Source organism: Thermomonas sp. HDW16, from assembly GCF_011302915.1.
GTDB lineage: Bacteria > Pseudomonadota > Gammaproteobacteria > Xanthomonadales > Xanthomonadaceae > Thermomonas.
Genome location: NZ_CP049872.1, coordinates 218,146 through 244,588 on the forward strand (window position 1 = coordinate 218,146; position 26,443 = coordinate 244,588).

Here is a 26,443-nt window from a genome sequence, read left to right on the forward strand (position 1 = left end):
AAGTCCCGTTTCTTGTTCTTGTTGTCGAAAGAGGCCGGTCAGTGGTGGAACGCATCGGCGGCGAGCAGCGCGGCATGTTCGCGCACATCGTCCGGCCATGTCGCGCTGTATTCCTCGAACTTGCCGATGTCGCCGGCGAACAGCGCGCGCGCGGCTTCGTCGAAACCGGCCACGTCGCCCGCGATCGCCTGCATGAAACGATAGGCCGCTTCCTGCGCGGCGCGCTGGCGGTCGCCATCGGCCGAAACCTTGCGTGCATCCTCGACCAGTTTGCGCAGCGCCACCGAGGCCCCGCCCGGCTGCGCCGCCAGCCAGTCCCAGTGCCGCGGCAACAGGGTCACCTCGCGCGCGACCACGCCCAGCTTGGGCCTGCCCGGGCCGCGCGCCCGCGGCTTGACCGTTTCCGGCGCGGGCGCCAGCACCGGTTCCGCCAACCGCTTCAACAAGTCGCTGGCCGACAACTCCAGCGGCAGATCGATGACCCGGCCATTGGCATCCTCGAACACCAGCACGGTCTTGTCGGCATCGAAGGCCTGCTTGGCTTTCAATGCCACGTGGCGCAGCTCGCCACTGGCGATCCGGACTGGGCCGGCAAAAGCGGTGCAACGCAGGGACGGGTCGGACATGAGCAGGCCTCTCGAAGAGGCGCGGATATTATCCGGGTTAAATTAACCCGTCAATGACTCAACGACCGGGGCCGACATCGATGAACTGCAGGAACTCGGCGCGGGTGCGCGCGTCATCGCGGAAGCTGCCGAGCATCTTCGAGGTCACCATCGACACCCCGCGCTTGTGGATGCCGCGGGTGGTCATGCATTCGTGCGCGCCCTCCACCACCACGCCCACCCCGCGCGGATTGAGCGCGCGCTGGATGCAGTTGGCGATCTGCGCAGTCATCTTTTCCTGCACCTGGAAGCGACGTGCGTAGGCCTCGACCACCCGCGCCAGCTTGCTGATGCCGACCACCTTGCCCGAGGGCAGGTAGCCGATGTGCACCTTGCCGATGATCGGCGCCATGTGGTGTTCGCAATGGCTTTCGTAGTCGATGTCGCGCAGCACGATCATCTCGTCGTAGCCGCAGACTTCCTCGAAGGTGCGCGCCATGTAGTCGTCCGGATCCAGCGCGTAGCCGCTGAACCAGTCCTCGTAGGCCTTGGCCACGCGCTTGGGCGTGTCGAGCAGGCCTTCGCGGCTGGGATCGTCTCCGGACCACTTGAGCAGGGTGCGCACCGCGTCTTCGGCCTGCTGGCGGGTGACGTCGTGGCGGGAATCGGACATGGGGGCTCCGGGGCGAAAGCGGATGCGCATGGTAGCGCGACCACCGCAAGCCTTCCGCAGCCGGTCAGGTCGAAGCCGCGGCCGTCGGCTTCTGCGCCCCGCCCAGCAGCCGCGCCGGCAGCATCAGCAGCGCATGCAGGAAGGAAAACAACGCCGAAAACGTGATGCCGACCAGGCGGAACGGCAGCGAAACCAGCCACGCAAGCGGCCATAGCACCAAGGCCAGCAGCGCCAGCGGCCAGCACAGCACCAGCAGCACGCACCACAGCAGCAGGGCGATCAGGGTTTTCATGGTTCTTCGATGCTCGCGATGACGGCGTTGCACACGCAACGCCTGCACCATCGCAACGCACACTGATCGCCCGCAAGCACGATGCGACGAAACGCGGGATGGCGCGACGAACGCCATCCCGCACGAACACTCAGAACGAGTTGTCGCCGTCCAGAATGCGGCCCAACCCGCCCAGCACCGAGCCTTCGCCGCGCGAACCGCCTTGCTGCGGGGCGGCCGCGAGCATGCGCCCGGCCAGGCGCGAGAACGGCAGCGACTGCAGCCACACCTTGCCGGGGCCGGTCAGGGTGGCCAGGAACACGCCTTCGCCGCCGAAGAACATGCTCTTCAGGCCGGCCACGCGGCGCACGTCCATGTCCACGTTGCCGGTGTAGCCGACCACGCAGCCAGTATCCACGTCGATGCGCTCGCCGGCGGCCAGTTCACGCTCCACCACGCAACCACCGGCATGGATGAACACCCAGCCATCGCCCTCGAGCTTCTGCATCAGGAAGCCTTCGCCACCGAACAGACCGGTCATGATCTTGCGCTGGAAGGCGATGCCCAGCGACACCCCGCGCGCGCCAGCCAGGAAGCTGTCCTTCTGGCAGATGATCTTGCCGCCGTGCTCGTCCAGCTTCATCGCCATCACCGTGCCCGGATACGGCGCGGCGAACGCGACCTTGGCCTTGCCGCTGCCGCCATGCGTGTACACCGTGGTGAACAGGCTTTCGCCGGTGACCACGCGCTTGCCGGCGGACAGCAGCTTGTCCATGAAACCGCCGCCCTGCGCGCCCGAACCGTCGCCGAACACGGTATCCATCTGCACCGCGCTGTCCTTGAACATCAGCGAGCCCGCTTCGGCGATGGCGCTCTCACCCGGATCCAGTTCGATCTCCACGAACTGCATCTCCTGCCCATGGATGCGGAAGTCGATCTCGTCCGCACGGCCCTTGCCGCCATTGCGCGGCGGCGGCGGCGGCGCGGAAGACGGATCGCCCGGCACGCCATCGACCAGGTCGGCGATGTTGCGCACCGGCAGCCAATCGCCCATGCCTTCCTTCCAGGCCAGCAACGCAGGATTGCGCGCGGCTTCGGCACGCGCGGCTTCGGTGTCCATCGGGCCCAGGCGTTTGTTGCTGGCGGTGTCGTGCAGGTACCACTGGCTCATGACGGAATCCTTGTGGGGGGATGCCGCCAAGTCTAAGCCGCGCACGATGACCGGCAAGGTGCCGGAAGTCGCGCGGCATACTGCCGCCATGCACCCACATCGACTCCTGCTGTTCCCCGCGCTGCTCACCCTGTCCGCCTGCGCGCTGCATGCGGATGCGACGCGCGACGCCCCCGCATCGCCGCCTGCGATGCTGCTCGGCGACTTCGTCGACGACTACGGCATCGGCCACAAGATCGACGCGCAACAATGGCTGCAACGTCCCGACACGCGCTACAACGTGGTCGCGTGGCATCCCGAAGCGCACTACCTGATCGCTCGCAACGATGCCGGCAACCGCAGCGATGCAGGCCTGTGGACGCGCATCGATTGGCTGGCCTTGCCGGGCATGCCGCCGTACGAATGGGCGTTCTGCCTGAGCGCCTACAACGCACCGACCCAGACAGACGCCGAACGCCGCGCCATTGCCCACCGCGACACGCCGAAAACCGGCTGCAACGGCTATCCCTTCTCGCGGATGCGGCGTGCACCCACAACACCCGACTGATCAGTCGGCAGCAGCTTCCGGCGCACCCATGCCGCCCTTGCTGTACATCCCGGAGCGATCAAAACAGCAGGCGCGGCGGCTGCCGCAGGCCAGCTTGTCGATGGCGACATCGATGCGCTTCACCCGCGTCTCCGCCTTCTTGCCGGAGCTGATCCAGTGGATCCAGTCGCGGCGCGCGACCGGCGTGATATCCACCCACGTCGCAAGCGCGCCCGGATTCTCGGAGAGCGCACGCTTGAGATCGGCGGGGACTTTCGGTTCGGGCTCCTTCGCCACCGGCGCGATCGAAAGCGCCACCGTGTCGCCCGCCACCACGCCCGCTTTTTCGCGCAGCGCCTTGTCGACTTTCAGCCAGTGGCTGCCGTTGCCGTCGGGTTCCAGTGTCGCAACGAAGGGTTGCCTTGCGAAAGCACCCTCGACTGTGACCATGCTGCGCGTCGGCAGCTTCGCGCTGGCTGCAGCGGGCAGCAGCAAGAACGTCCACGTGGCATTCGCCGGCTGCGCGGGGCGTTGCAGCCTGGCTTTGAACTCAAGTATCCCGACGTGTTTCGCCATTTTTTGAAAATATCACTGTGGCGGCCCGATACGTTACAAGAACGCCTCTGGACTCGGCGAAGCGCAGGCGTCAGCATCGGCTGGAAATCGTGACAACAGGACAGCAGCCGGCATGGACTCGAACCTGACAAGCACACTCATCAGCACCATCGCCGGCTTCGTCGGCGTGATCGCCGGGGGCACCATCAGCTGGTATGTAGGTGAGCGGAAGACTCGTCTGCAGAACACGCTCGACCTGCAGCGCGAGTGGCAGAGCGAAGGCATGGCGGTGATCCGGATGAAGGCAGACAAGCTGTTACGCGACAATCCCGGCAAAGACCTCCTGCACCTTGAACTGCAGGACACGCCCGAGAACTATTCAAACATTCTGCGGATCCTGACCTTCTATCAGCGCCTCTACATGATGATCCGCTATCGCCAAGTCAACCTTGCGCTGACGCCAGAACTCTTTGGCAAGGACATCGTCTGGTGGCATGTGAACTGCTTCCGTGACCGTCTACCGAACACCTGGATCATGCGTAATGACTGGTTCTCCTTGTACACCTGGCTGGAGAAACATTCCGGCGCAAGCATGTCGACCTGGATCGATGCCGCCGAACGCGCGCGTAAGCATCGGGAACCCTCTGTCGAGACGGGCGACTAGTCGTTTATTTTGCGATGACAAACAAAACAGCTCCGTCGCAAGTCTAGGGAGGCGCCCCAGCGCGCGAACCTCTCCAACAATGCTTCCCGCTTGCACCCGCTGATCAGGCCCTGCTGCGCTTCATCGCCGCCGCCAACGCCATGTTTCCGCGCGCTTCCAATGCCTGCACCGCGCCGTCGAAATCGCGCTGCTCGCGATTCTGTCCCAGCTTGCGCTTGCCTTCCAGTCGCGTCAGTTCGATTTCGATGCCGACGATATGCGCGAGTTGTTCCGCCAGGTAATCCGCTGGCGCATCGCCCATCTTCCATGGCTGCGGCTCGCCGGCTTCATGCGCGCGGGTCAGTCGCGCCACCACGCCACGCACGTAGGTCGCATCGTCATGGATGCGGATGCGTCCATGCGCGTGCACGGTTTCGTAATTCCAGGTAGGCACGTGGCGATGGGTCTCCTGCTTGCTCGGATACCAGTTCGGCGAGATATAGCCCTGCGCACCGCGAAACACCACCAGTACGGCATCGCCATCGCGCACTGATTGCCAAACCGGATTGGCGCGGGCCACATGCGCGATCAGCTGGCCGGCCCCACCCGCGCTTTCATCGAACAGGAAGGGAAGGTGATCTGCTTCCAGGCCTTGCGTCGCATGCGTGACCAGCATGCCGAACGGATGCTCGCGGATGATGCGATGCAGTTCCGCAGGATCGGATTCGGCGAACAGGCTTGGCAGGTACATGGGAGCTCCGAGAGTCACGCAGGATCGATGCTACAAGCAATGATCCCTCCACCTGGAGATCTGAGCCGCAAAGCACAACGGGCCGGGCGTTCCGGCCCGGCCCGTCTTGCCGCGATGATGCAATCAGGCGTTCGCGGCTTCGTCGATCAGCGCCGCCACTGCGGCCGGCTGCGAGGCCAACGAGGCATGGCTGGCATCCAGGGTGATCACCTTGCGCGCGTTCATGCGTGCGGACATGCGCGCCTGGTTGTCCGGATGGATCATGTGATCCTGGCTGGAGATCTGGTACCAGCTCGGCTTGTGCTTCCACGCCGGCTCGGTGACGTTGTCGCCGAAGGTGCTGGCCACCGGCGCCTTCTGGGTGGCGCCCATCACCAGGCCTTCATCGGCAGTGAGGTCCTGGCAGAAACTCTCGTGGAACTTGGCCGGGATCACCCACAGGTAGCCATCACTGTCCGGCGCGATGTTCGCCACTGCCGCCGGTGGGTGCTGCTGGGTGATGGCGCCGGGGCTCTCGCCGGCATCCGGCGCGAAGGCGGCGATGAACACCAGCGCCTGCACGTTCGGCTGGTTGCCCATTTCGCTGAGCACCGCGCCGCCATAGGAATGACCGACCAGCACCACAGGGCCATTCACCTGCGCCACCATCTTGCGGGTGCGCTCGGCATCGTCGGCCAGCGAGGTCAGCGGGTTCTCCACCGCGCGAATGTCGGTATAGCCCATGCGCGACAGCTCCACGATGACCTTGGCCCAGTGCGCGGCACCGCCCCAGAACCCGTGAACCAGAACGACGGTTGGCTTGCTCATGATCGATCTCCTGCAATGTTGGGGGTGCCAGACCCGAACCAAGTCCGTGACTGGCAATGGATCGCTTTTTTAGCACGCCGCCACAGGGGACACGCAAGCTGTCATCGACCCTCGTTACCGAGCGCGTCAACGCCGCATCGTGCCGCCCACGATGCAGGTAAAGTCTGCCCTTCCTCCACCCAGCACCGCACGCCCGATGAAAGCCTTCCTGCTCGACCGCTACGGCAAGACCGGCAATACCCGCATCGGCGACGCGCCGGAACCACCGATGGGCGATGGCGACGTGCTGGTGCGGATCCACGCCGCCAGCGTCAATCCGCTGGACTTCAAGATCCGCGATGGCGACTTCAAGCTGATCCTGCCCTACCGGCTACCGCTGATCCTGGGCAATGACCTGGCCGGCGTGGTGGAACAAGTGGGCGCGAAGGTGACCCGCTTCCAGCCCGGCGATGCGGTGTACGCGCGGCCGGACAAGGCGCGCATCGGTACGTTTGCGGAGTTCATCGCGATGCGCGAAGCGGATGTTGCACGCAAACCCGCCAACGTCACGATGGACGAAGCCGCCTCGCTGCCGCTGGTGGGCCTGACCGCATGGCAGGCGCTGATCGAACGCGGCAAGTTGCAGCCCGGCCAGACCGTGCTGATCCACGCCGGCTCCGGCGGCGTGGGCGCGTTCGCCATCCAGTTGGCCAAACACCTCGGCGCGACGGTAGCGACAACGACCAGCACCGCAAATGTCGAATGGGTGAAACGGCTCGGCGCGGACATCGTCATCGACTACAAGAAGGAAAAATTCCAGGACGTGCTGCACGATGTCGACGTGGTGTTGAACACGTTGGGGCCGGACACGCTGGAACAGTCGCTGCAGGTGATGAAGCCGGGCGGCCGACTGATTTCGATTTCGGGCCCGCCGGATCCGGCCTTCGCGCGCGATGCCGGCCTGTCGTGGCCGCTGGTGCAAGTGATGCGCCTGCTCAGCTGGCGCATCCGTAGCCGCGCCAAGCAACGCGGCGTCGAGTATTCGTTCCTGTTCATGCGCCCGGATGGCGCACAGCTGCAGCAGATCGCCGCCCTGGTCGAAGCCGGCACCATCCAACCGGTGGTGGACAAGGTGTTCCCGTTCGAGCAGACGCAGGACGCACTGGCCTATGTCGAAACCGGGCGCGCCAAGGGCAAGGTCGTGATCAAGCTGGTCTAGCGCGCGTCCGCTTCCAGCTGGGTCAAATACAGCCGCAGGTCGAACTCCAGCTGGTGGTAGTCCGGCGCCATGTGCGCGCACAGCTGGTAGAAGGCCTTGTTGTGCTCGGTTTCCTTGAGGTGCGCGAGTTCGTGCACCACGATCATCTTCAGGAACTCGGCGGGCGCGTCGCGGAACACGGAGGCAATGCGGATCTCGCGGCTGGCCTTCAACTTGCCGCCATGCACCCGCGAGAACGCGGTATGCGTGCCCAGCGCGTGCTTCATCACCTGCAGCTTGCCGTCGTACAGCACCTTGCCCAGCGGCACCGCCTTGCGCATGTGGCGTTCTTTAAGCGCCTGTACGTAGTCGTACAGCTGGCCGTCGTTGCGCACGGCATGCGGTTCGTCGTACTTGCCCGCCAGCAGCGCGCCCAGCCGGCCCTCGGCCAATAGCTCGCGCACCCGCGACTGCACCTGCGGCGGGTAGCCGGTCAGGTATTTCAAGGGCTGCATGGGCGAAGTATCGGCAGGCATGGCCGTATCATGGCGCAAGCACTCACCCACGCGAAACCGCACGATGGCAAAGGGAAATCCCCTACAGGAACAGTTGCTCAAGGCCGGCCTGGTCAAGAAGTCCAAGGTCTCCCAGGTCGCGCGCGAGCAACACGTGGCCAAGCATGCCAAGGGCGCAGCCACGCCCAATGAAATCGCGGTGGACGCCGAACGCGCCCGCGCCGAAAAAGTCGAGCGCGACCGCGCACTCGCACAGGAGTGCAAGGCGCAGGCGCGCATCGCGGAACTGCGCGCACAGGCGCGACAGATCATCGACGACAAGAAAATTCCCGGCGCAGGCGACAGCGAATACCGCTACACCGCAAGCGGCGCCATCCGCACCCTGCTGGTCAGCGACGAGCAACGCAAGCAGCTGTCCACCGGCGCGCTGGTCATCGCCCAACTCGGCGAACGCCATCTCCTGCTGCCACGCGCCGCCGGCGACAAGGTGCGCGAACGCGATGCCGGCATGATCGTGCTCGACCACGGCAGCGCAGGCCAGGCAGACACCACCAGCGCCGAAGACGATGCCTACTACGCGCAGTTCAAGGTGCCGGACGATCTGGTCTGGTAGGCCCGGCGCTTACCTGTACGCGTTACACGCCGCCTGGTCGAGCCGCACGATCATGCCCAGCGCCAGCCGATAGCCCAGGTACACGCTGGCCGCATTGACCTTGGCTGGCTGGTCGTTGCCGCTGTGCAGGACGCGCTGCCAATTGTTGTTGAGGCCGTGGATCGTCACCGCCGGAATCTGCTTCGCCACGAACGAACTGGAATCCGAATTGGCACGGCCGATGCTGGCATGCGCGAACGGGATCTCCATTTCCTTCGCCAGCTCGCCGGTGAACTTCGCCAGCGGCTTGCTCGACATGTTGTCCGCCACCTGCGGCGGGCCCATGCCCAGGCTGTCGATATTGATCATCGCGCAGTACTCGGGCAGCTGTTCCTCGGGGATGGCCTTGGTCATCGCGCGCGAACCCACCAGCCCCTTTTCCTCGCGCCCGAACGCGACGAACACCAGCGTCTTCTTGAACGGGATATCGCGCAGCGTCTGGTACAGCTGGGTCAACGCGACCTGGCCCGTCCAGTTGTCCACCGCCCCGCAACCGTCCGCGACCTTGTCGTAATGCGCGCCGATCACGATCTTCTCCGCAGACGCGCCCGGCTTGACCAGCACCAGGTTCTCCACGTTGTCGAACTGCTCGATCTTGATGTCCGCGGCAGGCGCGCCCGCCTTCTCGTACAACGCCTTCACCGCCGCCAGGCGTTCCTTGTCCTCGCACGGGACGGTTGCGAATTCCTTCTGGATGTCTTCGAGCGTAGAGACTTTCGCAGGCGCGCTGCGAACAGCGACGGGCACCGAAGCAGCCAGGGACAGGACGAGCGCCAGGAATACAGGCGCGTGCAGGCGCGATCGATGCGGCATGGTCGGTTCGTGCGTAAGTGGTGCGCGGATTGTTGCCTGAAACAACAGCGAACGCCTAGCCGCGACGCCCCAGCCGTTTCATCATCCGCGCCGGCAGCCGGCGCTCTACGAACAACGCGCGAATCTCGCGCAGGCTCAGGTAACGGCCGTGCTTGCCGTCCTTGCCCATCACGTCCAGCAGGACGGGCCATTCGCCGTTCATCAGCTGGCGGTCGATCAGGCGCCGATGCCCTTCGGCGCGTGCGTAGTTGGCATCCATCATCACGGTGATCTCTTTCGCATCCAACCCCCACTCGCGGCCACCGCCAGCGGTGTCCTTCAGGCTGGCGAATTCCTTGAGCCGATCCAGCTCCGCAGGCCGCACCCGTGCCCGTGCGTCCAGTATCCGCGAACCCGCGCCGTGCTTGTCCAGCGGCCCGTCGCGCAGCTTGTCGAGCTTCACCCCGTCCAGCCCATTGCCGAGCAATGCACCCGGCCCCAAGCCATTCGCCAACAACGCGATCAGGCGGATCGCGATACCGGGCAGCTGCGGACTGCCTTCACCGGTGGCGGCCACGCGCTCGATGACCTCGGTGGCATCGCCAATCGTCGCCACCCGATCGTCGAGCAATCCCTGCGCCACCAGCATGCGCAGGAACGGGCAAGGGTTGTTGGGGGAGACCTTGTGCTGCGCATCGTCGGCCATGGCCGGCTCCTGCAAGGACGGGCGCCCAGCGTAGACCGGGCTGCGTGATGAATCCCTGCGCGCGATGCGGGCCACCAATTTAATTCAACCAAACAGTTGACATTCAAGTCAGGTCGATCTAAATTCAACCATATGGTTGATTATGACGACACCCAATTGAACGATGTCTTCCGCGCGCTGGCCGATCCCACTCGGCGCGCGATGCTGGCCGACCTAGCCGCAGGCACACGCACCGTGAGTGAACTGGCGGCGCCTTACGCGATCTCGCTGGCCGGTGCGTCCAAGCACATCCAGGTACTGGAGCGCGCCGGGCTGGTGCGCCGCGAGGTGCAAGGCCGCGTGCACACCTGCCGGCTGGATGCCGCACCGCTGCATCACGGTGCCGAATGGCTGCGCCATTACCAACGCTTCTGGACCGGCAAGCTCGATGCACTTGAAGCGCTGCTCAAGGCCGAGGACGCCGCCGTACCCAAGCGGGCCCGCGCCCGCACCTCCGCCGCCTAGAAGAGGACCAAACGATGACCACCCCGCATGCCAATCCCGATGCCAACTACGCCAGCGTCACCGCCCCCCGCACCGTGCGCCTGCAACGCCTGCTGCCCGGCCCGCCGGAGCGCGTCTGGGCGTATCTCACCGACAGCAACCTGCGGCGCCAATGGTTGGCCTCAGGCGACATGCCGGCCAGCGAAGGCAGCGCGTTCGCCATGACCTGGCGCAACGACGAGCTCACCGATCCGCCGGGCCGCAAACCCGAAGGTTTCGGCAGCGAACACACCATGGACAGCACCGTCGTCGAGTACGACGCACCCCGCCGCCTGGTGTTTACCTGGGGCGGCGGCGATGTGGCCTTCGATCTGCAACCCCAGGGCGATCAGGTCCTGCTGACCGTTACCCATCGCGGCATTTCCGACCGCCACAACATGGTGATGATCGGCGCCGGTTGGCACCAGCACCTCGACACGCTGGCCGCACGCGTCAGCGACACCGCGCCGGAACCGTTCTGGGATGGCTGGACACGCCTGCGCGACGAATACGAAGACCGTATTCCGGCCTAATTCGCGCGCAAACCGAGACGGGAGACCCGCAAGGCTCCCGCCTCTTTTACCCACCGAGATACCCATCGCCCGTGTAAGCGCAGCGCACCGGGATCGGTTTGTGCGGACTTCAACGCATCCGGCGCGAGCTGCACTTTTGCACCGACTTTTGGCGTGCCGACACGTACCGCGATGGCGTCAAGGTTCCAGGTAGAACTCCAGCGGAATCAGCTCAACCACCCAGCCGCCTTGTTCGCCGATCTGCGCGGCCGGATGCATGGCGGCAATCCGCAACGCCTCGTCCTGGCTGTCCGCCTCGATGATGAACAAGCCACCCACCACTTCCTTCGACTCGGTGTAGGGCCCGTCGGTGATCCGCGTACTCCCGGCGCTCGGGCGCAGCGTTCGCCAGTGCTCCAGGTCACCCAACGAGGCCGACACCAGCAGCTTGCCGGTCGCGCGCATCTTCTCGTCCAGCGCAGGGCATTGGCTCACCAGCGCCTTGACCTCGTCCGGCGGCAGTTCGGCGAATCGTTCGGGGTGAAGTAGGCAAGGCCGAGGTATTTCATGGGCGTTCTCCGGAGGTGTATCCCTGACGACGATGGCGGGCGGTCGATATCGACACGGCGAGTTGTCGTTGACGCCTTTTCCAGAAAGGCGGCAAGGCAGCGCGGGCATTATCATCGCGGCCCATGGATGACATCGCCACGCGCCTTCGGCAGCGCCTCGGGCTCGCGCAGCCCGTCCCCGTGGATGTCCAGCGCGGCGCCATCGAGACCTTCGACGGCTTCGACCGCGAACGGATCGAATACCCGGGCCTCGAAGGCGACCGCATCCCGGCCCTCCTGTTCACGCCGAATGGGCGCGATGCGATCGGCGGCGTGGTCGTCTTCCACCAGCACAACGGCGAGTTCCACTTCGGAAAGAGCGAGGTGGCCGGCATCAAAGGCGATCCATTCCAGGCCTTCGCACCGGCACTCGCGCGCAGGGGGTTCGCCGTGCTGGCACCGGATGCGATCACCTTCGAGGACCGACGCGGCGCAGTGCAGGGGACGCAGCCCGACCATTACGACTGGCTGCAGCACTACAACGCCATGAGCTACCGGTTGCTGCAAGGCGACGTGCTGATGCGCAAGTGTCTGGACGACGCCCAACGCGCCCTGAGCGTCCTGCTGCAAACCACCGGGATCAATGAAGCGCGCGTGGGCGTGGCCGGCCACTCATACGGCGGCACCACGGCGCTGTACCACGCTGCCGTCGATGCGCGATGCCGGTTCGCGTGTATCAGCGGCGCCGTTTGCAGTTTCGAGACGCGCCTGCGGGAGGGCACCGGAATCCTGCTGTTTGAAGCCGTGCCCGGGCTTGCGCGCGAGATGGGCATGAATGAGGTGCTGTCCGCCATCGGTCCGCGACCGGCGATGATCGTGTCTGGCACGCAGGACAAGTATTCGCGGGATGCGGACCAGGTGGTGGCGCAGGTCGCGGGCGATTTCATCACCGAACTCCGCGTCGAGCGCGGGCATGCGCTGGAGCAGGAGCGGTTTGATGCGATGGTGGAGTGGATCGTGGGTCGCGCAGGCGATCAGGCGTAACCCTTGAAAAGGGGTCAGAGAACATTTCCCCGTCAGCGTCGCGAAGTTGCACCTTCGTAGACTGAGAGTAGGAAATCGATAACCGGACGAAATACTTCCCAGTCGAAGTCTTCAAAGGGAGGGGCGCGCTCACAAACAAGGTCGCAGAATTGGCTCTTACTCAGCGCGACACTTTCTGCACTCGTCATGGAAAACACGTCACTGTCCACGATGAGCGTGGCTTGCTTTGGATGAATACGATATAGAGACTCTGTTCGATGACGCCCGTTTGTAGAGTCAAATTCATCAACTGTGAATATACGACGCCCTTTCGAATCCCTTAGGGCACGAATGTGTGCGGGAATAAAATGCTCGATGCAGAATGCTGCATCGCTCACGTGGGCCGGCTGAGGCAAACAGGCTATCGCCAATGTTGGACTGAGTGGCACATAAGACGCTGCCGTCAAATTTAGATCAGCCATCAGCTTTGAATTGTCACAGTCGAACAGTGCAATGGTGAACACGGGCAGTTGAACGGTGGAAATTTCTTGCACATGCTTTCTTAGGGCAACATCCCCGAAGCCCTCCGATTTGTCGGGCAGATCCGAGAATTCAATTTTTACTCGCCTGTAACGGCTATCGTGCCCAGAGAGCGCCGAGAAAGCTTGCGCAATATATTTTTTGTCTGTCTTACCTTCGGCAACCACTCGAATATGAGCAACCTTTCGCCGTGACTCTAGGACGGAACGCTGTTCTGGGAATGCTCTAGCTAAGGATTCGACGAAATCAGTCTGAAATCGATCGTCAAGGTGCGAAGCGAAAGTAGCCCGGCCACGCACCAGTGCTTCGATTGACTTGACGTCGCTAAGTTTTCGCTTCGAACGGAAATCCTTCGCGATTGAGAGTGCGTTCTCATCCCCATGCACCCTCCTAAGATGCATCAGAACTCTCGTTTGGCGACGCCAAAATCTTGGCATGCGGGGTCTATCATTGACGATGAGACCGGTGACCTGCTGCCTTTCAGACGCATGCCTGACTCGAAACTTCTCTCCGTTTATAACGAATCCGGACTGAACCAACAGTTCCAGAATTTCGTTTCCTGGTGATCGATCCTCAAGCATCAAACCAACCGGGACAATTCGCGCATTGGTTGAGAAAGAAATATCGTCTGCGTACCGAGAAACAGACAACTTGTTCTTTCGTGCAAATTCAGCAAGCCTCCTATCAAGCTGCCTGGCGACAACGTTGGAGATGGCCGGTGAGCTTGGGGCTCCCTGTGGCAGCAGTCCCAGATAACAGCAGATCTGCGACAACGGGATTGCAACTGCGTCCGGGAACTCGAAAGGCCGAGATCTGAATACCCCCAGCACGCGCCCATAGTTAATTGAAGGAAAAAAATTCTTCAGGTCTAAACAAACCACCCAGCGCTTGTTTGCATGCAGAGCGGCATGATCGAGGACGCTTAGCCCTTTGACGAAACCCTTGGCCAAGCCGCGAGGGGGTGAGATCGCGGCTACGACCAGAGCAATCTTTCGCTGGAGCCTCGCGAGAAATTTTGATGGTGCGGTGATCTCTCTCGACCCTCCTCGCGCTTTTGGTATCACAAAAGTGCGGTAGCTTTGATCGAGTTTTTTGTACAGAAGAAATCTAAGTTGCTTGTCTGTAATTCCCAACCAACAAGCAAGCGCTTCCCTTGTTCGCAATGCTAAGAATTCAGCTTCGCGCTCTTCGAGGGGCACTTAATCCATCTTCCTTGATAGAAAGGGCGAGAGGTTCAATCAACTTATCGCAGCATCCAGCGCAACCTGGTGAGCATATACCGCGCACGCAGCGGCGCAATCACAGTGAAAGTCCTTAGAACGACGACGGATACATCGTCAAACAACATAGAACATCGCCCCTCGTCATTCTTACAACAGATGGAAGCGCCTGCGCAACTAAATCGCCTTATGGATCGCACGGAGTCAGACGAAAACAGTGGTTAGAGTCTGGGCGAAACGGGGCCAGGTTCACTTCTAAGGTTCACTTACCCAACCTCCACTCCAACCCCGACACCCTCCCCGCATGCCGCCCCAACGCCGCGGCAATCACCTCGGCATTTCCCGCCACATGCAACGTGGACCGCGCCCGCGTCAGCCCGGTGTACACCAACTCACGACTGAGCACGCGGCTGTCCACGCGCGGCAGCTGCAACCACACCTCGTCGAACTCGCTGCCCTGCGCCTTGTGCACGGTCATCGCGAACGCGGATTCGTGCGCGGGTAGCGCGGCGGGGTGGAAGGCGCGCACGGGTTCGCTGCCGCTGCCGGGGAACCAGGCCAGCGGGGTGCCGGCATCGTCCGCCAGACAAATGCCGACGTCGCCGTTGAACAGGCCGTGGCGGTAGCTGTTTTCGGTGATCAGCAGCAGGCGGCCGGGGAACCATGCGGGCGGGGTGCCGATCCGGCGGCCGGACAGCGCGGCTTCGATGCGGGCGTTGAGGCCGCGCGCGCCCTGTGGGCCTTCGCGCAATGCAGTGAGCAGGCGCAGGCGGTTGGCGTGTTGCAGCGCTTGCGCGGGATCGGTGTGGGTGGCCAGCGCGCGCCAGTGCGTCAGCAGGTCGGGGCGGGCTTGCAGTGGATCGTCCACGTTCTCGTGGAAGTGCACGTTGGCGAGTTCACCGCTGCGCAACAAGGCCAGCGTGGTGGCGGCATCGCCGTTGCGCACGGCATCGGCCAGTGGCGTCAGTTGCAGCGCGTCGCTTTGCCGCCAGCCGCGTTGCAGGTGGACGCGGTGGCCGTGCAGGCCGCCGGTATCGGCATCGATCAAGGTCTCGCCCAACACGTCGCGCAAGGCCTCGGCATCGACTGCTGATAGCGCATCGCCCGCGCCTGCCGACGCCAGGATCGCGGCCAGCACGTCGCCGGCTTCGACCGAGGGCAATTGATCCGGATCGCCCAATAAGATGAGTTGCGCGCCCTCGCCCACCGCTTCGGTGAGTTTGCACATCAGCGGCAGGTCGACCATCGAGGCCTCGTCCACCACCACGATATCGAACGGCAGCGGGTTGCCCGCGTGGTGGCGGAAGCGCGGCGAGTCCGGAAGGGTGCCGAGCAGGCGATGCAGGGTGCTGGCCTGCGTGGGCAATGCGGCCATCTGCGCGGCGGCGCGGCGCAGGCTTTCGGCCATGCGGTCGGCGGCGCGGCCGGTGGGCGCGGCCAGCGCGATGCGCGGCGTGGCGTGGCCGGTGTGGTGCGCCTGTGCAACGCGCAGGGCGAGCAAACGGGCAATGGTGGTGGTCTTGCCGGTGCCGGGGCCGCCGGTGACCAGCAGCAGCGCGCGGCGCAGGGCGAGTGCGGCGGCGCGGGCCTGGTGGTCGTCTGCGCGCGCGTCCGGGAACAGCGTGGCGAACAACGGCGCGATGGCGGCGATGTCGCCTTCGATCGGCTGCGAGGCGATGCGTTGCAGCTGCAATGCGAGCCGGCGTTCGTATTCACGATACCGGCGCAGGTAGAGCAGGCCCGTCCCTTCAGAAGGTCGTTCGAGGACGAGCGGTGCGGCTTCGGCTTCCTCGCTGGGCGACCGCGGGGTGGCGACGAAGCGCGATGCGGCCAGTTGTTGCAGCCATGTTTCGGCATCGGGCCAGGCGATCTCGGCATCGATCAGTTGCCGTGGCGATGCGGGATCGAAGCCGGCATGGCCTTGTGCGACGGCGAGCGAGGCCAGTGCAGCGGCGGCCAAGACTTCGTCCGGCGTGGAGGGATCGAGGCGGCGCAAGGTGTTCGCCAACGCATCGTCCAGTGTGCGCAACACTTTCGCTTCGCGCAGGGCGTGCAGCAGGCTCATGCCGCAGCTCCTTCGGCATCACCGTGGCCGAACAGTACATCCAATGCACCCACCAGTTCCGGCGTGAAGCGTTGCGCGTGGATACCGGGTGAATCGTTGCGGCTGGCGTCCAGACCACGACAGAACAGGTAGCGGATGCCGCCGAAATCGCGGGCGTAGTCGTATGCGCTGCCCAGGCGGAAGCGCAGCCAGCGATGCAGGGCCAGGGTGTAGATCAACGCCTGCAGGTCGTATTCGCTGTGCGCCATCGCGCGTTGCAGGCTGGCGGCGTCATAGGCGGGCAGGCGATTGGATTTGTAGTCGAGTACGTACCACCGGCCAGCGTGCCGGTAGGTGAGATCGATCAGGCCGGTCATCAGGCCTTCCAGTTTCTGGCGCAGGCCGAAGCCGTGGCGCTCGCGCACCACATCGTGTTTGTGCAGCAGTTGCAGCAGCGCATCCACTTGCGTGGGCCGCAGCGAGAACTGGAATTCGATTTCCGCGCGGCGTTCGCTGGCCGGCACATCGCACAGGCGCACGGCTTCCGGCAGTTCGACGGTCAGCGTCTGCCCAATGAGTTGCGTGGTCAGCGCGATGCCGTCGTCCAGCAGCTCCGCGCCGTAGCCTTCCTTGCCGAGCGCGTTGGCGATGACCGTCGCTTCCTCGTTCGGTGCGGCATCGCCCGGTTTCCATTCATGCCATGCGGCGAAGTCCGCGTTTTCCAGCGCGGCGTGCAGGGCTACGCCGTAGCGATTGCCGGCGAAGCGCGGATCGAATTCGGTGTCGATGGGCGCGTCTTCGCCGAGTTCGGGTTCGTCGTTGCCGCCGCTCGCCGGCAGGGTGGCGGCGCTGGCGGTTTCCGTGGCGGTCTCGGTGCCGGCATCGGCCTTGGCCAACTGGCTGAAGCTGTACACCCACCAGTCGTGCGTGAGCCGGCGGTTGACGTTGCGCGCGGGCGGGATGGCGGCATCGGATTCGGCGGGCAGGCGCGGCAGTGATGGCGGCGTGTTGTCGTCGAACACGATGCCGGCAGCAGCGAGTGCTTCGGCATCGCCCAGCATCGCGTGCAGCGGGGTCTTGTCGTGTGCGAAGAACAGGCCGCTGGCGAGCCACAGCGCATGTTCGGCGCGGGTCAGGCCGACGTAGAGCAGTCGCGCGTCTTCGGCACGTTGTTCGGCCTGCCATGCGGTCTTGGCGACCTCCCAATCATCCGCTGCACCCAGTTTCCACTGCAGGCGGCGGCCATCTTCTGCGTCGTGCACCACGCAGCTGCGACCGGGCGAAGCCTCGTTGCGGCCGATGCCGACAAAGGGCAGGAAAACCAGCGGATATTCCAGGCCCTTGCTCTTGTGCAGGGTGACGATCTGCACGCGACGCGCATCGGATTCCAGCCGCAGCAGTTGCGTTTCATCGTTGCTGTCGGCGCTGGCGATGTGTTGGCCCAGCCAGTCCACCAGCCCGTGCAGGCCAAGCGCATTCGCCTGCGCTTCCTGCAACAGTTCGGCCAGCTGCAGGTAATTGCTCATGCGGCGTTCGCCATCGAGCAGGCCGAGCAGGCGTTCGGCGTTGACCGCCGCGAGATCGCTCACCAGTGCGAGCGGGCCGCCGCGCAGCAGGCGTTCGCGCCAGGCCATCGCGCGTTGCTGCCAATCGCGGTGGGCGTCGGCATCGGTCTCCAATCGGTCGATGCCGAGCGCATCGACGCCGACCAATACGGTGGACAACGCCGCGCGCAGGCGGCCGTCATCGCCGCTGTGCAAGAGCGCCAGCAGCAGCGCGTGCAGGTCACGCGCTTCACCGGTGGCGAACAGGCTCTGCTTGCCGGCAGCGACGGCGGCGATGCCGACCAGCGCCAATGCCTGCTGGATCATCGTCGCCTCGCGATGCGAACGCACCAGCACGGCGATATCGCCGGGTTGCACCGGCTTGCCATCGATCTGCGCGTTGCCGGCGCGTGCATCGGACAGCACGGCGTGGATGGCGGCCACGCAGGCCTGCGTGGCGAGTTCGCGCGCACGCCCGGCGCTCCATGGCTTCAGCTTGCCCTTGTCGTCCGCTTTCGGCGCGGGTGCCTGCCACACGGTGGCCGCGGGTGCGGACACGCCATTGCGCTGGAAATCGGCATCGGCGCACTTGCCGCCGGCATCGACTTCTCGGAACTCGATGCGTTGGTCGATGAAGGCCGCATCGCCGGCCTGCTTGTACAGCGCCGCGATGGCCGTGAGCACAGCGGGCCGCGAACGGAAGTTGTGCGACAGCGGCGGTGCTCGTTCGGCGATGCCGGCGGCATGCAGATAGGTGTGCACATCGCCGCCACGGAAGCCGTAGATCGCCTGCTTGGGATCGCCGATCAGGAACAACGCGGGATCATCGCTGCCGCTGCCGAACACGCGGTCGAAGATCGCCCATTGGCGCGCATCGGTGTCCTGGAATTCGTCGACCAGCGCGACGCGGTATTGCTCGCGCAGGCGCTGCGCCAACACATCGCCCTCCGCGCCTTCCAGCGCATCGGCCACGCCATCGATCAGGTCGTCATAGGTTTGCAGGCGACGTTGCTGCTTGAGCACGGCCAGGCGATGGCGCGCGTCATCGCGGATACGATGCAGCAGGGCCGCGCGACGCAGGCGGGCGTACTCGTCCTGCGCGTGCACCGCTTCGATATACGCGTCGATCTGCGCGCTCATCGGCGAATTCGGCAGCTGCGCGTCCTTGCCCTTGTTGGCCTTGGCTTGCATCGCAGTGGCAGTGAGCCTGGCGATGCGTTCGTCCAACGGGGTGGCGAAGTCGCCGGCCTCGCTCCATGTGCTCAACTGCTGCCAGAGCGCATTGATCCATGCTGGGCGATAGCTGTTGCCGTTGAGCACCTTGCCTTGCACCGCCGCCAACAGATCGCCAAAGAAGACGTCGCCGTGTTCTTGGTAAACATCCGCCAGTGCAGCGCCTGCTGCGAGCAATGCCGGTTTTGGATCGGGCGGCAACGGCGCGTCTGCCGGCAGCAACAGCGGCTCGCGCAGCAGCACGCGCAGGTCATCGGCCAGCGCTTCGTGGTTGGGCCATAACGCGCCGAGGTCTTCTGCCGCAGTCGCATCCTGCGCATGGCTGCGCCACAGGTCGGCGGCGAGCTCGGCACGCAGGTCGTCATCATTCGCCAACAGTTCCGGCGCATCGAAACCGTGACCGGATTCCAGCGCGTGTTCGCGCAGCACACGCGCGCAGAAGCCGTGGATCGTGAAGATTGCGGCCAGGTCGATCTCCAGCGTGGCCTGTCGCAGGCGGCGACGCAGGGCGTCATCGCTTTCGTCGCTGCGTTGGCGATGCGTCTGCAGCAACTGCCGAGTGAGCACGGCTTCCGCGCTTTCGTTTTCGATGACCGGCGCATCGAGCAGGTCGAGCGTCAATTGCAGGCGCTCGCGGATGCGCTTGCGTAGTTCCTGCGTTGCCGCTTCGGTAAACGTGACGGCGAGGATCTGGCCGATGCGTAGCCCGCGTTCGACCACCAGGCGCGTGACCAGCGTGGCCAAGGTGTAGGTCTTGCCGGTGCCGGCGCTGGCTTCGATCAGGCGGATGCCGTGCAGCGGCAGGTCGAGATACGGATCGCGGGGCGCACTCATGCGGCGTCCTCTGCGTCTTCCGGCAAAGCGTCGGCATTAAGGATTGGCGGCGGTAGCGCTTCGCCCTGCGTCAGGGCGCCATAGATCACGAAAGCGAGTTCGGCGAAGGCCTCCATCGCGGCCGCATCCGCGAACGGATCGCGCCCGCGCAGTGCAAGCCGCAACGCCTCGCTATCGCCTTCGGCCCATTGTCGTTCGCCGCCACGCCAGCGATTGGCGGCATTGCGCAGGCCGCGCTCGGCATCGACCGCAGAAAACAGTTCCCATGCGCTGTACGGCGCGAAGGGCAATGGCTGCTGCAGGCCATCGCGGCGTAGTGCGATCAGCGCATGCAGCGCGTCGATGGCGGACTCGCGCGAGAGCGGCGGACGTACATGCGGGCCGATGCCATCGTCCGCGCTCTCATGGAATTCAACGAAGGGAAGGTCGATGCCGGCAGCGGTGGCCAGTAACCAATCCAGTCCGTTGCGAATCGAGGACGGGCCATTCGGTTTGCCGAAGCGCAGGCGCGCGATGCCGTGCGGCAACACATCGCCGATGCGACCATGCAGGCGCATGCCGGCGATATCGACTTCGAGTGGCAGCGATGTCACTTCGGCATCGCCACGCCAATCTGCATAGGCCTGCGCGTACGGTGCGACCTCCTGCATCACTTGCTTGAGCGCGCGTTCGCCGAGCGGGCCGGAGGGCAGCAGGCCGCGTGTGCGCAACGTGGGCTGCAGCGCATCGGCATCATGGCCTGCGAGCACGCCATCGAATACCGCGCGCTGCAGCGCGATGCGTTCCAGCCCGGCGCCCGCTGCCTGCAAGGGTTCAATGTCTTCTGCTGCGGCTTCCACTTCCGGCAAACGCAGGCCCAGGCGCTGGCGCAGGAACTGTTCGGCCGGTGCCATGAGGAAACGGCGCAGTGCATCGAGCGAGAGTTCGGTCTCGACTTCGATGGGCGGCGCCAACGCGTTCGCCGCATCCATCCACGGCATGAGTGCGTTGCGCGCGCCGGACAGACGACCGGCGGCGGGATGCCAATCGCGGCGATAGCTGAAACGACGCGCATCGCCCGCACCGAACGCGGCCGGCGAGAACGGTTGCAAGGAATGCCGCAGCACCAGCGCTTTCGCCGCTTCCTCAGGCGCGGCGTGATACGCGCCTGCGGCAGCGAGCAGCTCACTCACCAATGCGGAGGGTTCGCGCGTGCTGCCATCGCGCGGATCTGCGCCCAGCCAACTGAGATAGAACACGTCCTGCGCGGCGCTGAACAATTGCAGGAACAGGTAGCGGTCGTCCTCACGGGTCGAACGGTCGCCGTGGCGGCGTTTGTCGCTGCCGAGTTCGGCGGTGAGACGATTCAGGCCGGCGGCGGGATCGCGACGCGGGAAGTCGCCATCGTTCATGCCCAGCAGGCAGATCACGCGGAACGGCAACAGGCGCATCGGCACCATCCGCGCGAAGCTGACGCCACCGGTGAGCAACGGCGCGCGGGTGTCGGCTTCGGTGAGCTTGGCGGTGAAATGCGCGCGCACCACGTCGGCAGGCACCGGCGCATCGAAGCCGGCTTTCTCCGCCTGTTTCGCAAAGTCATCGATGAGCGTGCGCAGCCGATCCAGCGCGCGTTGCGTGCTGCTGGCCGAAGGCGGTGTCGGCAGCAACGCGTCGAGCAAGCCGATCAATCGTTCGCGCCATTGCGCGGGCGGCATCGCTTCGCCGAGCGCACGCTGGTAGCGCGCGAGCACGCGCAGCAGGCGCATGAGTGCATCCAGCGCGGACAGCGCGCCGCCTTCCAGTTCGCTCCAGGGCGCGACGCCGGCGATCTCGTCATCGCTGCCGCTGGCATGGCCCAGCAACAGGCGATCCAGCGCGAACTGCCAGGTGTAGGCATCGTCACGCGGTGCGCCGCTGCGTGCGCGATGCGCGGCATCGATGCCCCAGCGCGCGCCTGCCGCGTGCAGCCAGATCTGCAGGCGTTCGAAATCGGCGGCATCGAGATTCGCGGCTTCGGCCAGCGGCGGACTGGCGAGCAGATCCAGCATTTCCGCCAACCCGAAGCGCGAGACCGGCAACGCCAACAGGCGCAGGAACACATCCGCCAGAGGCTCGCCCGCCAATGGGCTGGCATCGGCCATCGCGTACGGGATCGCGTCCTGTGCATTGCCGCCGAACACGGCATCGAGGTACGGCACGTAGGGATCGATATCGGGCGCGAGCACCGCGATATCGCGCGGCTGCAGCGGCGGATCGAAACGCGGATCTTCGAGCAGGGCGCGCAGGCGGTCGTGCAGCACCTGCAGTTCGCGCAGGCGGGTGTGGCTGGCGTGGAACTGCAGGCTGGGATCGTCGGCATCAATGTTAGCGCGCTTGCTGCCGGACGGCTCGACACGACGATGGAACAGATCGGCCTGCATGCGTTGCAGCAGGCCATCGCCCTCGCCTTCCGCCGGATCGGCATAGGCGGCGATTTCGCCGGAAGGATGCACGACCTCGTAACTGCCGAGCAGGGCCATGAAGTCCTTGCCGGCCGCGCCCCAGTCGCGCAGCAGCGGATTTTCCTTCGCCTCGTCGCCGAAGGGATCCGCGCCTTCGCGCAGGCGCGCACCGAGCGATTGCAGATCGCCCCAGTATTTCGCGCTGGGCGTGGGCAGGTAGAAATGCAGGGTGCCGACGCGCGACTGCGTGGCCAGCACGCGCAGCACGTCCGGCGAGACATTCAAGGTGCCGAATGCGAACAAGCGCTTCGGCAAACCGAGCGGCAGCGCACCGCCGGCATCGAATCGCGTCAGGTACCGCTGGATACGGCGCACGCGGTGATCGCGGCCGCCGGCGACGGCGCGCCACAGGATGGCTTGCGGGTCATCGCGATCCGCGCCGTCTTCCCAGCGCAGCAGCCAGTCGCGACGCCAGGCCTGGTATTTGTTGAAGACGTTGGCCAGCTCACTAGCCAGCGACCAGGCCTTGAGCGGATCGTCGCCGGACAGATAAGCGGCCAGCTGGGCCATCGCCGGCTTCGCCATCAAGACCGGATCATTCAATGCCGCGTACAGCCGCCAGTGCAGGCTGTCGGCATCGAGATCATCGTTCGATGGACCGAGGTTCGCGTCCAGCGCGCGCGACACGAATTCGCCGGGGGTGAGGAATTCCAGGTTGGCGGCGATGCCGTGCCGCCGTGCCAGGGTGGCCTGCAACCAGCGGCGCATCGCCACCTGCGGGATCAGCACGATGTCCGGTTCCAGCGGCGATTGCCCGGGCACCGGCTTGCGCAGTTCGTCCGCCAGCAATTCCGCCAGCACGTCGAGTGCATTGGAGTGGTAGAGGCGGAAGTCGGGCGCGGCAGTCATCGGCCAGCACATTGTGCAGGAGGCGGTCGCGCCGGCTGCGACGCGCTGCCAGCGCACTCGATTCTGCGTGTATCGGCCACGCAGCGTTCCGCGATTGGCCGTCAGACGGGGCATCTATCGTGTACTATCTAGTTCAATATTAAAATTTGGTTCAGCCTTGCCCGGTAACGCTAGTGCGTTCCGTTGTCCTTCTGCATCGCGCACCCCTCGAACGCATGTCTTCTACCCCCGCCTCCACCGTGCAACTGCAGGCGGCCCGCCTGGATCGTGGCGGGCGCACGATCCTGTCTGCGCTGGATTTGACGGTACCCGCCGGCAGCATCACCGCCGTGCTGGGGCCTTCCGGTAGCGGCAAGTCCACTCTGCTGGCCGCGTTGACCGGCGAGCTGGTGCCGGCAGCGGGCAGCATCGAACTGTTCGGCGCGCCGATCCCGCACGGCAGCCGCGCGTTGCTGGAGATGCGCAAGAGCATGGGCGTGCTGCTGCAGGGCAATGGCCTGCTGACCGACCTCAGCGTGGCCGAGAACGTGGCGCTGCCGCTGCGCGCGCACACCAAGCTGCCGGAGCCGGTGCTGCAGGCGCTGGTGCGGATGAAGCTGCACGCGGTGGGCCTGCTGGCCGCCGCCGATGCCTGGCCGCGCGAACTCTCCGGTGGCATGGCCCGGCGCGTGGCGCTGGCCCGCGCGCTGGCGCTGGACCCGCCGCTGATGCTGTACGACGAACCGCTGACCGGCCTGGACCCCATCGCCTCCGGGGTGATCATGAGCCTGATCCAGCGGCTCAACCGCACCCTGGGCCTGACCAGCATCATCGTCAGCCACCATGTGCGCGAGACCCTGCCGATCTGCGACCAAGCGCTGGTGATCGCCGATGGCCGGCTGGTCTTCGCCGGCACGCCCGCCGAGCTTGAAGCCACGACCGATCCGCTGGTGCGGCAGTTCCTTGACGGCCAGCCGGATGGACCGATCCCGTTCGATGCGCCGCAGCGTGCCTACGGGCAGGAGACCGCCTGATGGCCTTCGCCGAAACCTTCCGTTCGATCGGCCGTGGCGGCCTATTCGGGCTGACCATGCTGCGCGGCTCCACGCCGACCCGCGACTTCCTGGCCGAACTCGTTCGCGAAATTTACAAGATCGGCGCACGTTCGCTGCCGATCATTGCTGTTGGCGGCGCTTTCGTCGGACTTGTGCTGACCCTGCAGGGCTACCGCACGTTGACCACGTATGGCGCAGTGGACGCGCTGTCCACCTTGCTGGGCCTGTCGCTGTACCGCGAACTGGCACCGGTGCTGACCGCATTGCTGTTCATCGGCCGCGCCGGCAGCTCGATCGCGGCGGAGTTGGGCCTGATGCGCGCCACCGACCAGATCAAGGCGCTGGAGCTGATGGCCATCGACCCCATCGCCAAGGCAGTGGCGCCGCGCTTCTGGGCGGCGGTGCTGACCGTGCCGCTGCTGACCGGGGTGTTCTGCTCGCTGGCGATCGCCGCCGGCTGGTTCGAGGCGGTGCAGGTACTCGGCATCGACAACGGTTCGTTCTGGTCCGGGCTGCGCAACAGCGTGGATTTCTGGGACGACTTTGGCGTATCGCTGCTGAAGTCCGGCGTGTTCGGTGGTACCGCGGCGCTGGTGGCGGCTTACGTGGGCTTCCACGCCGAGCCGACCATCGAAGGTACCTCGGTGGCGACCACCCGCGCGGTGGTGAACGCCTCGCTATTGGTGCTGATGTTCAATTTCATCCTTTCCGCCCTGCTGTTCCTGTGAGTAACTGACCATGGCCATTCGTGGACCACGACTCGAATTCGCCGTTGGCGCCTTCCTGGTGCTGACCCTGGCGTCCCTGCTGGTGCTGGCGCTGGCCTCCACCAACCGCCAGTTCGGCCTGGGCGGCGGGCAATACCCGCTCATCGCCAAGTTCACCCAGGTCGGCCAGCTGCGCGCGCAGGCGCCGGTGCGGATCGGCGGGGTGGCGGTGGGCCAGGTGAGCAAGATCGAACTGGATCCCAAGACCTTCCAGTCGGTGGTCACCCTGTCCATCGACAGCCGCTACAAAGACCTGTCCGCCGACACCTCGGCCGGCATCTTCACCAGCGGCCTGCTGGGCGAGAGCTACATCGGCCTGTCGCCGGGCGGCGATCCGGAAGCGCTCAAGCCTGGCGATGAAATCGCCTACACCCAACCTGCGGTCGACCTGATGCAGCTGGTCGGCAAATACATGTTCAGCGGTGGTGGCTCCGCCGACGCCAAGGCCACCGCCCCGGCCGCCGGCGAAGAGCCCGCACCACCCGCTTCCCCAGGAGAAACCCCATGACATCCCGCGTAACTACCGCCGTGCTGGCGGCCCTGTTCGCCACCGCCACGCCGATGCTTGCCCATGCGCAGGCGGCCGCAACGACAACCGCCGCGCAGGCGTCGGCCAGCAACGCAGTGAACCAGAGCGCCACCCGCGTGCTGTCCGCGCTGGAAGCCCGTCGCGCCGAGTTCAAGGCCAACCCGGCCGCACTCAACGCCTTCATCAAGGCGGAATTCACCCGCAGCTTCGATTCCAACTACGCCGCCCGCCTGGTGCTGGGCACCTATGGTCGCGGTGCCTCCGACGCCGACGTGGCCGACTTCGCCGCGGCCATGACGGATAGCCTGATCGCCCGCTACGGCGCCTCGTTGCTGGACTTCAACAGCAAGCTTCAGGTGAAGGTGAAATCCGAAACGCCATTGCCGGGCGGCCGCGGCGTGCGCGTCGGCACGATGATGCTGCGCCAGGGCAACCAGCCGATTCCGGTGGACTACCTGCTGCGCCAGGTCGGCGGTCAATGGAAGGTGTTCGACGTGATGATCGAGGGCATCTCCTACGTGCAGTCGTTCAAGAACCAGTTCGCCGCCCCGCTCAGCCAGAAGTCGATCCGCGCCGTCGCCGCCGATGTGCGTACAGGTCGCCTGAAAGCCAACGGCAATCAGCCGAAATGACTCCCGTGCGCCTGCAGCGCTCAGGTGCCCACCTGCGCCTGAGCGGCACCCTGGATCGCGCTGCAGCCAGCGTGCTGTGGCCGCAGGCCGCCACTGCACTGGAAAGCGCCACGGTGCTGGATCTGCAGGCGGTGGACGCCGTCGACAGCGCCGGGCTGGCGCTGCTGGTGGCGCTGGCCGAACGCATGCAAGATCCGCAAGTAGATGGCAGCCCACGCGGGCTGGACGAACTGCGGGCCGCGTACCGGCTGACGCCCACGCTGTCTTTCGACGACAACCGGTAATCCC

General features: G+C 65.1%; 27 protein-coding genes. 12 read left to right on the top strand and 15 right to left on the bottom strand.

What is annotated here, in order from left to right:
- Nucleotides 1-38 precede the first annotated feature (38 nt).
- The 4 genes from G7079_RS00920 to G7079_RS00935 form a co-directional block, all read right to left on the bottom strand.
- Nucleotides 39-626 (bottom strand): DUF2239 family protein, encoded by a 588-nt coding sequence (locus tag G7079_RS00920; protein WP_166054676.1) that lies wholly within the window; start codon nucleotides 624-626, stop codon nucleotides 39-41.
- 58 nt (nucleotides 627-684) lie between these two features.
- Nucleotides 685-1,278, bottom strand: a complete 594-nt coding sequence (gene folE / locus G7079_RS00925) for a GTP cyclohydrolase I FolE (RefSeq protein ID WP_166054678.1) — start codon at nucleotides 1,276-1,278, stop codon at nucleotides 685-687.
- A 64-nt stretch (nucleotides 1,279-1,342) separates the two neighbouring features.
- A complete protein-coding gene (locus G7079_RS00930; RefSeq protein ID WP_166054681.1) occupies nucleotides 1,343-1,570 on the bottom strand; it encodes a hypothetical protein in 228 nt (75 codons plus the stop codon).
- Between the two features lie 130 nt (nucleotides 1,571-1,700).
- Nucleotides 1,701-2,720 (bottom strand): TIGR00266 family protein, encoded by a 1,020-nt coding sequence (locus G7079_RS00935; RefSeq protein WP_166054683.1) that lies wholly within the window; start codon nucleotides 2,718-2,720, stop codon nucleotides 1,701-1,703.
- Here G7079_RS00935 and G7079_RS00940 point away from each other — a divergent pair.
- On the top strand, nucleotides 2,719-3,267 hold the full coding sequence (locus tag G7079_RS00940; RefSeq protein WP_166054685.1) for a hypothetical protein: 549 nt from the start codon (nucleotides 2,719-2,721) through the stop codon (nucleotides 3,265-3,267). The two genes, G7079_RS00935 and G7079_RS00940, sit on opposite strands and share 2 nt — an antisense overlap.
- Here G7079_RS00940 and G7079_RS00945 read toward each other — a convergent pair whose 3' ends face one another.
- Nucleotides 3,268-3,822 (bottom strand): YdeI/OmpD-associated family protein, encoded by a 555-nt coding sequence (locus G7079_RS00945; protein ID WP_166054686.1) that lies wholly within the window; start codon nucleotides 3,820-3,822, stop codon nucleotides 3,268-3,270. It abuts the gene before it with no gap.
- A 112-nt stretch (nucleotides 3,823-3,934) separates the two neighbouring features.
- Between G7079_RS00945 and G7079_RS00950 the strand changes: the two genes are divergently transcribed.
- Nucleotides 3,935-4,465, top strand: a complete 531-nt coding sequence (locus tag G7079_RS00950) for a hypothetical protein (protein ID WP_166054688.1) — start codon at nucleotides 3,935-3,937, stop codon at nucleotides 4,463-4,465.
- A gap of 103 nt (nucleotides 4,466-4,568) precedes the next feature.
- On the opposite strand, the gene G7079_RS00955 is transcribed toward G7079_RS00950, so the two are convergent.
- Entirely contained in the window at nucleotides 4,569-5,195 is a 627-nt protein-coding gene (locus G7079_RS00955; RefSeq protein WP_166054690.1) for an FMN-binding negative transcriptional regulator, read from the bottom strand.
- A 123-nt stretch (nucleotides 5,196-5,318) separates the two neighbouring features.
- Nucleotides 5,319-6,005 carry an alpha/beta hydrolase gene (locus G7079_RS00960; protein ID WP_166057785.1) on the bottom strand — a complete coding sequence of 229 codons (687 nt, stop codon included), beginning with the start codon at nucleotides 6,003-6,005 and terminating at the stop codon, nucleotides 5,319-5,321.
- A 193-nt stretch (nucleotides 6,006-6,198) separates the two neighbouring features.
- Here G7079_RS00960 and G7079_RS00965 point away from each other — a divergent pair, with 193 nt between their 5' ends.
- The gene (locus G7079_RS00965; RefSeq protein WP_166054692.1) at nucleotides 6,199-7,200 is read left to right on the top strand and encodes an NADP-dependent oxidoreductase; all 1,002 of its coding nucleotides are present in this window, start codon (nucleotides 6,199-6,201) and stop codon (nucleotides 7,198-7,200) included.
- On the opposite strand, the gene G7079_RS00970 is transcribed toward G7079_RS00965, so the two are convergent.
- Complete coding sequence (locus tag G7079_RS00970; RefSeq protein ID WP_166057786.1) at nucleotides 7,197-7,694, bottom strand: M48 family metallopeptidase; 498 nt, start codon at nucleotides 7,692-7,694, stop codon at nucleotides 7,197-7,199. The two genes, G7079_RS00965 and G7079_RS00970, sit on opposite strands and share 4 nt — an antisense overlap.
- Nucleotides 7,695-7,758: 64 nt before the next feature.
- Between G7079_RS00970 and G7079_RS00975 the strand changes: the two genes are divergently transcribed.
- On the top strand, nucleotides 7,759-8,307 hold the full coding sequence (locus G7079_RS00975; RefSeq protein ID WP_166054694.1) for a DUF2058 domain-containing protein: 549 nt from the start codon (nucleotides 7,759-7,761) through the stop codon (nucleotides 8,305-8,307).
- A 9-nt stretch (nucleotides 8,308-8,316) separates the two neighbouring features.
- On the opposite strand, the gene G7079_RS00980 is transcribed toward G7079_RS00975, so the two are convergent.
- Both G7079_RS00980 and G7079_RS00985 read right to left on the bottom strand, forming a co-directional pair.
- Nucleotides 8,317-9,159: a M20/M25/M40 family metallo-hydrolase gene (locus G7079_RS00980; RefSeq protein WP_166054696.1), complete on the bottom strand. Its 843-nt coding sequence runs from the start codon at nucleotides 9,157-9,159 to the stop codon at nucleotides 8,317-8,319.
- Nucleotides 9,160-9,214: 55 nt separating this feature from the next.
- Nucleotides 9,215-9,844: a hypothetical protein gene (locus tag G7079_RS00985; RefSeq protein ID WP_166054698.1), complete on the bottom strand. Its 630-nt coding sequence runs from the start codon at nucleotides 9,842-9,844 to the stop codon at nucleotides 9,215-9,217.
- A gap of 132 nt (nucleotides 9,845-9,976) precedes the next feature.
- Between G7079_RS00985 and G7079_RS00990 the strand changes: the two genes are divergently transcribed.
- Both G7079_RS00990 and G7079_RS00995 read left to right on the top strand, forming a co-directional pair.
- Nucleotides 9,977-10,348 carry a metalloregulator ArsR/SmtB family transcription factor gene (locus G7079_RS00990; protein ID WP_166054700.1) on the top strand — a complete coding sequence of 124 codons (372 nt, stop codon included), beginning with the start codon at nucleotides 9,977-9,979 and terminating at the stop codon, nucleotides 10,346-10,348.
- 14 nt (nucleotides 10,349-10,362) lie between these two features.
- Nucleotides 10,363-10,899, top strand: coding sequence for an SRPBCC family protein (locus G7079_RS00995; protein WP_166054702.1), 537 nt, complete (start codon nucleotides 10,363-10,365; stop codon nucleotides 10,897-10,899).
- Nucleotides 10,900-11,076: 177 nt separating this feature from the next.
- Here the strand turns inward: G7079_RS00995 and G7079_RS01000 are convergent, their stop codons facing one another.
- Complete coding sequence (locus G7079_RS01000; protein WP_240906209.1) at nucleotides 11,077-11,556, bottom strand: YciI family protein; 480 nt, start codon at nucleotides 11,554-11,556, stop codon at nucleotides 11,077-11,079.
- Between the two features lie 14 nt (nucleotides 11,557-11,570).
- On the opposite strand from G7079_RS01000, the gene G7079_RS01005 reads away from it, so the two are divergent.
- On the top strand, nucleotides 11,571-12,470 hold the full coding sequence (locus G7079_RS01005; protein WP_166054703.1) for a dienelactone hydrolase family protein: 900 nt from the start codon (nucleotides 11,571-11,573) through the stop codon (nucleotides 12,468-12,470).
- Nucleotides 12,471-12,502: 32 nt separating this feature from the next.
- Here the strand turns inward: G7079_RS01005 and G7079_RS01010 are convergent, their stop codons facing one another.
- The 4 genes from G7079_RS01010 to recC all read right to left on the bottom strand — a co-directional run bounded on the left by G7079_RS01010 (nucleotide 12,503) and on the right by recC (nucleotide 23,193).
- Complete coding sequence (locus tag G7079_RS01010) at nucleotides 12,503-14,188, bottom strand: reverse transcriptase domain-containing protein (protein WP_166054705.1); 1,686 nt, start codon at nucleotides 14,186-14,188, stop codon at nucleotides 12,503-12,505.
- Nucleotides 14,189-14,471: 283 nt separating this feature from the next.
- Complete coding sequence (recD, locus tag G7079_RS01015; RefSeq protein WP_166054707.1) at nucleotides 14,472-16,274, bottom strand: exodeoxyribonuclease V subunit alpha; 1,803 nt, start codon at nucleotides 16,272-16,274, stop codon at nucleotides 14,472-14,474.
- Nucleotides 16,271-19,864, bottom strand: coding sequence for an exodeoxyribonuclease V subunit beta (gene recB / locus G7079_RS01020; protein WP_166054709.1), 3,594 nt, complete (start codon nucleotides 19,862-19,864; stop codon nucleotides 16,271-16,273). The genes recD and recB overlap by 4 nt, the downstream gene beginning before the upstream one ends.
- On the bottom strand, nucleotides 19,861-23,193 hold the full coding sequence (gene recC / locus G7079_RS01025; protein ID WP_166054711.1) for an exodeoxyribonuclease V subunit gamma: 3,333 nt from the start codon (nucleotides 23,191-23,193) through the stop codon (nucleotides 19,861-19,863). Before recC ends, recB begins: the two co-directional genes overlap by 4 nt.
- Before the next feature lie 215 nt (nucleotides 23,194-23,408).
- On the opposite strand from recC, the gene G7079_RS01030 reads away from it, so the two are divergent.
- From G7079_RS01030 to G7079_RS01050, 5 genes are read left to right on the top strand one after another with little or no spacing between them, the layout of a single operon-like run.
- The gene (locus G7079_RS01030; protein WP_166054713.1) at nucleotides 23,409-24,206 is read left to right on the top strand and encodes an ATP-binding cassette domain-containing protein; all 798 of its coding nucleotides are present in this window, start codon (nucleotides 23,409-23,411) and stop codon (nucleotides 24,204-24,206) included.
- Nucleotides 24,206-24,955 carry an MlaE family lipid ABC transporter permease subunit gene (locus G7079_RS01035; protein WP_166054715.1) on the top strand — a complete coding sequence of 250 codons (750 nt, stop codon included), beginning with the start codon at nucleotides 24,206-24,208 and terminating at the stop codon, nucleotides 24,953-24,955. The genes G7079_RS01030 and G7079_RS01035 overlap by 1 nt, the downstream gene beginning before the upstream one ends.
- 10 nt (nucleotides 24,956-24,965) lie before the next feature.
- Complete coding sequence (mlaD, locus tag G7079_RS01040) at nucleotides 24,966-25,502, top strand: outer membrane lipid asymmetry maintenance protein MlaD (RefSeq protein ID WP_166054717.1); 537 nt, start codon at nucleotides 24,966-24,968, stop codon at nucleotides 25,500-25,502.
- Nucleotides 25,499-26,155 carry an ABC transporter substrate-binding protein gene (locus G7079_RS01045; RefSeq protein ID WP_166054720.1) on the top strand — a complete coding sequence of 219 codons (657 nt, stop codon included), beginning with the start codon at nucleotides 25,499-25,501 and terminating at the stop codon, nucleotides 26,153-26,155. Before mlaD ends, G7079_RS01045 begins: the two co-directional genes overlap by 4 nt.
- Nucleotides 26,152-26,439 carry an STAS domain-containing protein gene (locus tag G7079_RS01050; protein ID WP_166054722.1) on the top strand — a complete coding sequence of 96 codons (288 nt, stop codon included), beginning with the start codon at nucleotides 26,152-26,154 and terminating at the stop codon, nucleotides 26,437-26,439. Before G7079_RS01045 ends, G7079_RS01050 begins: the two co-directional genes overlap by 4 nt.
- Nucleotides 26,440-26,443 lie beyond the last annotated feature (4 nt).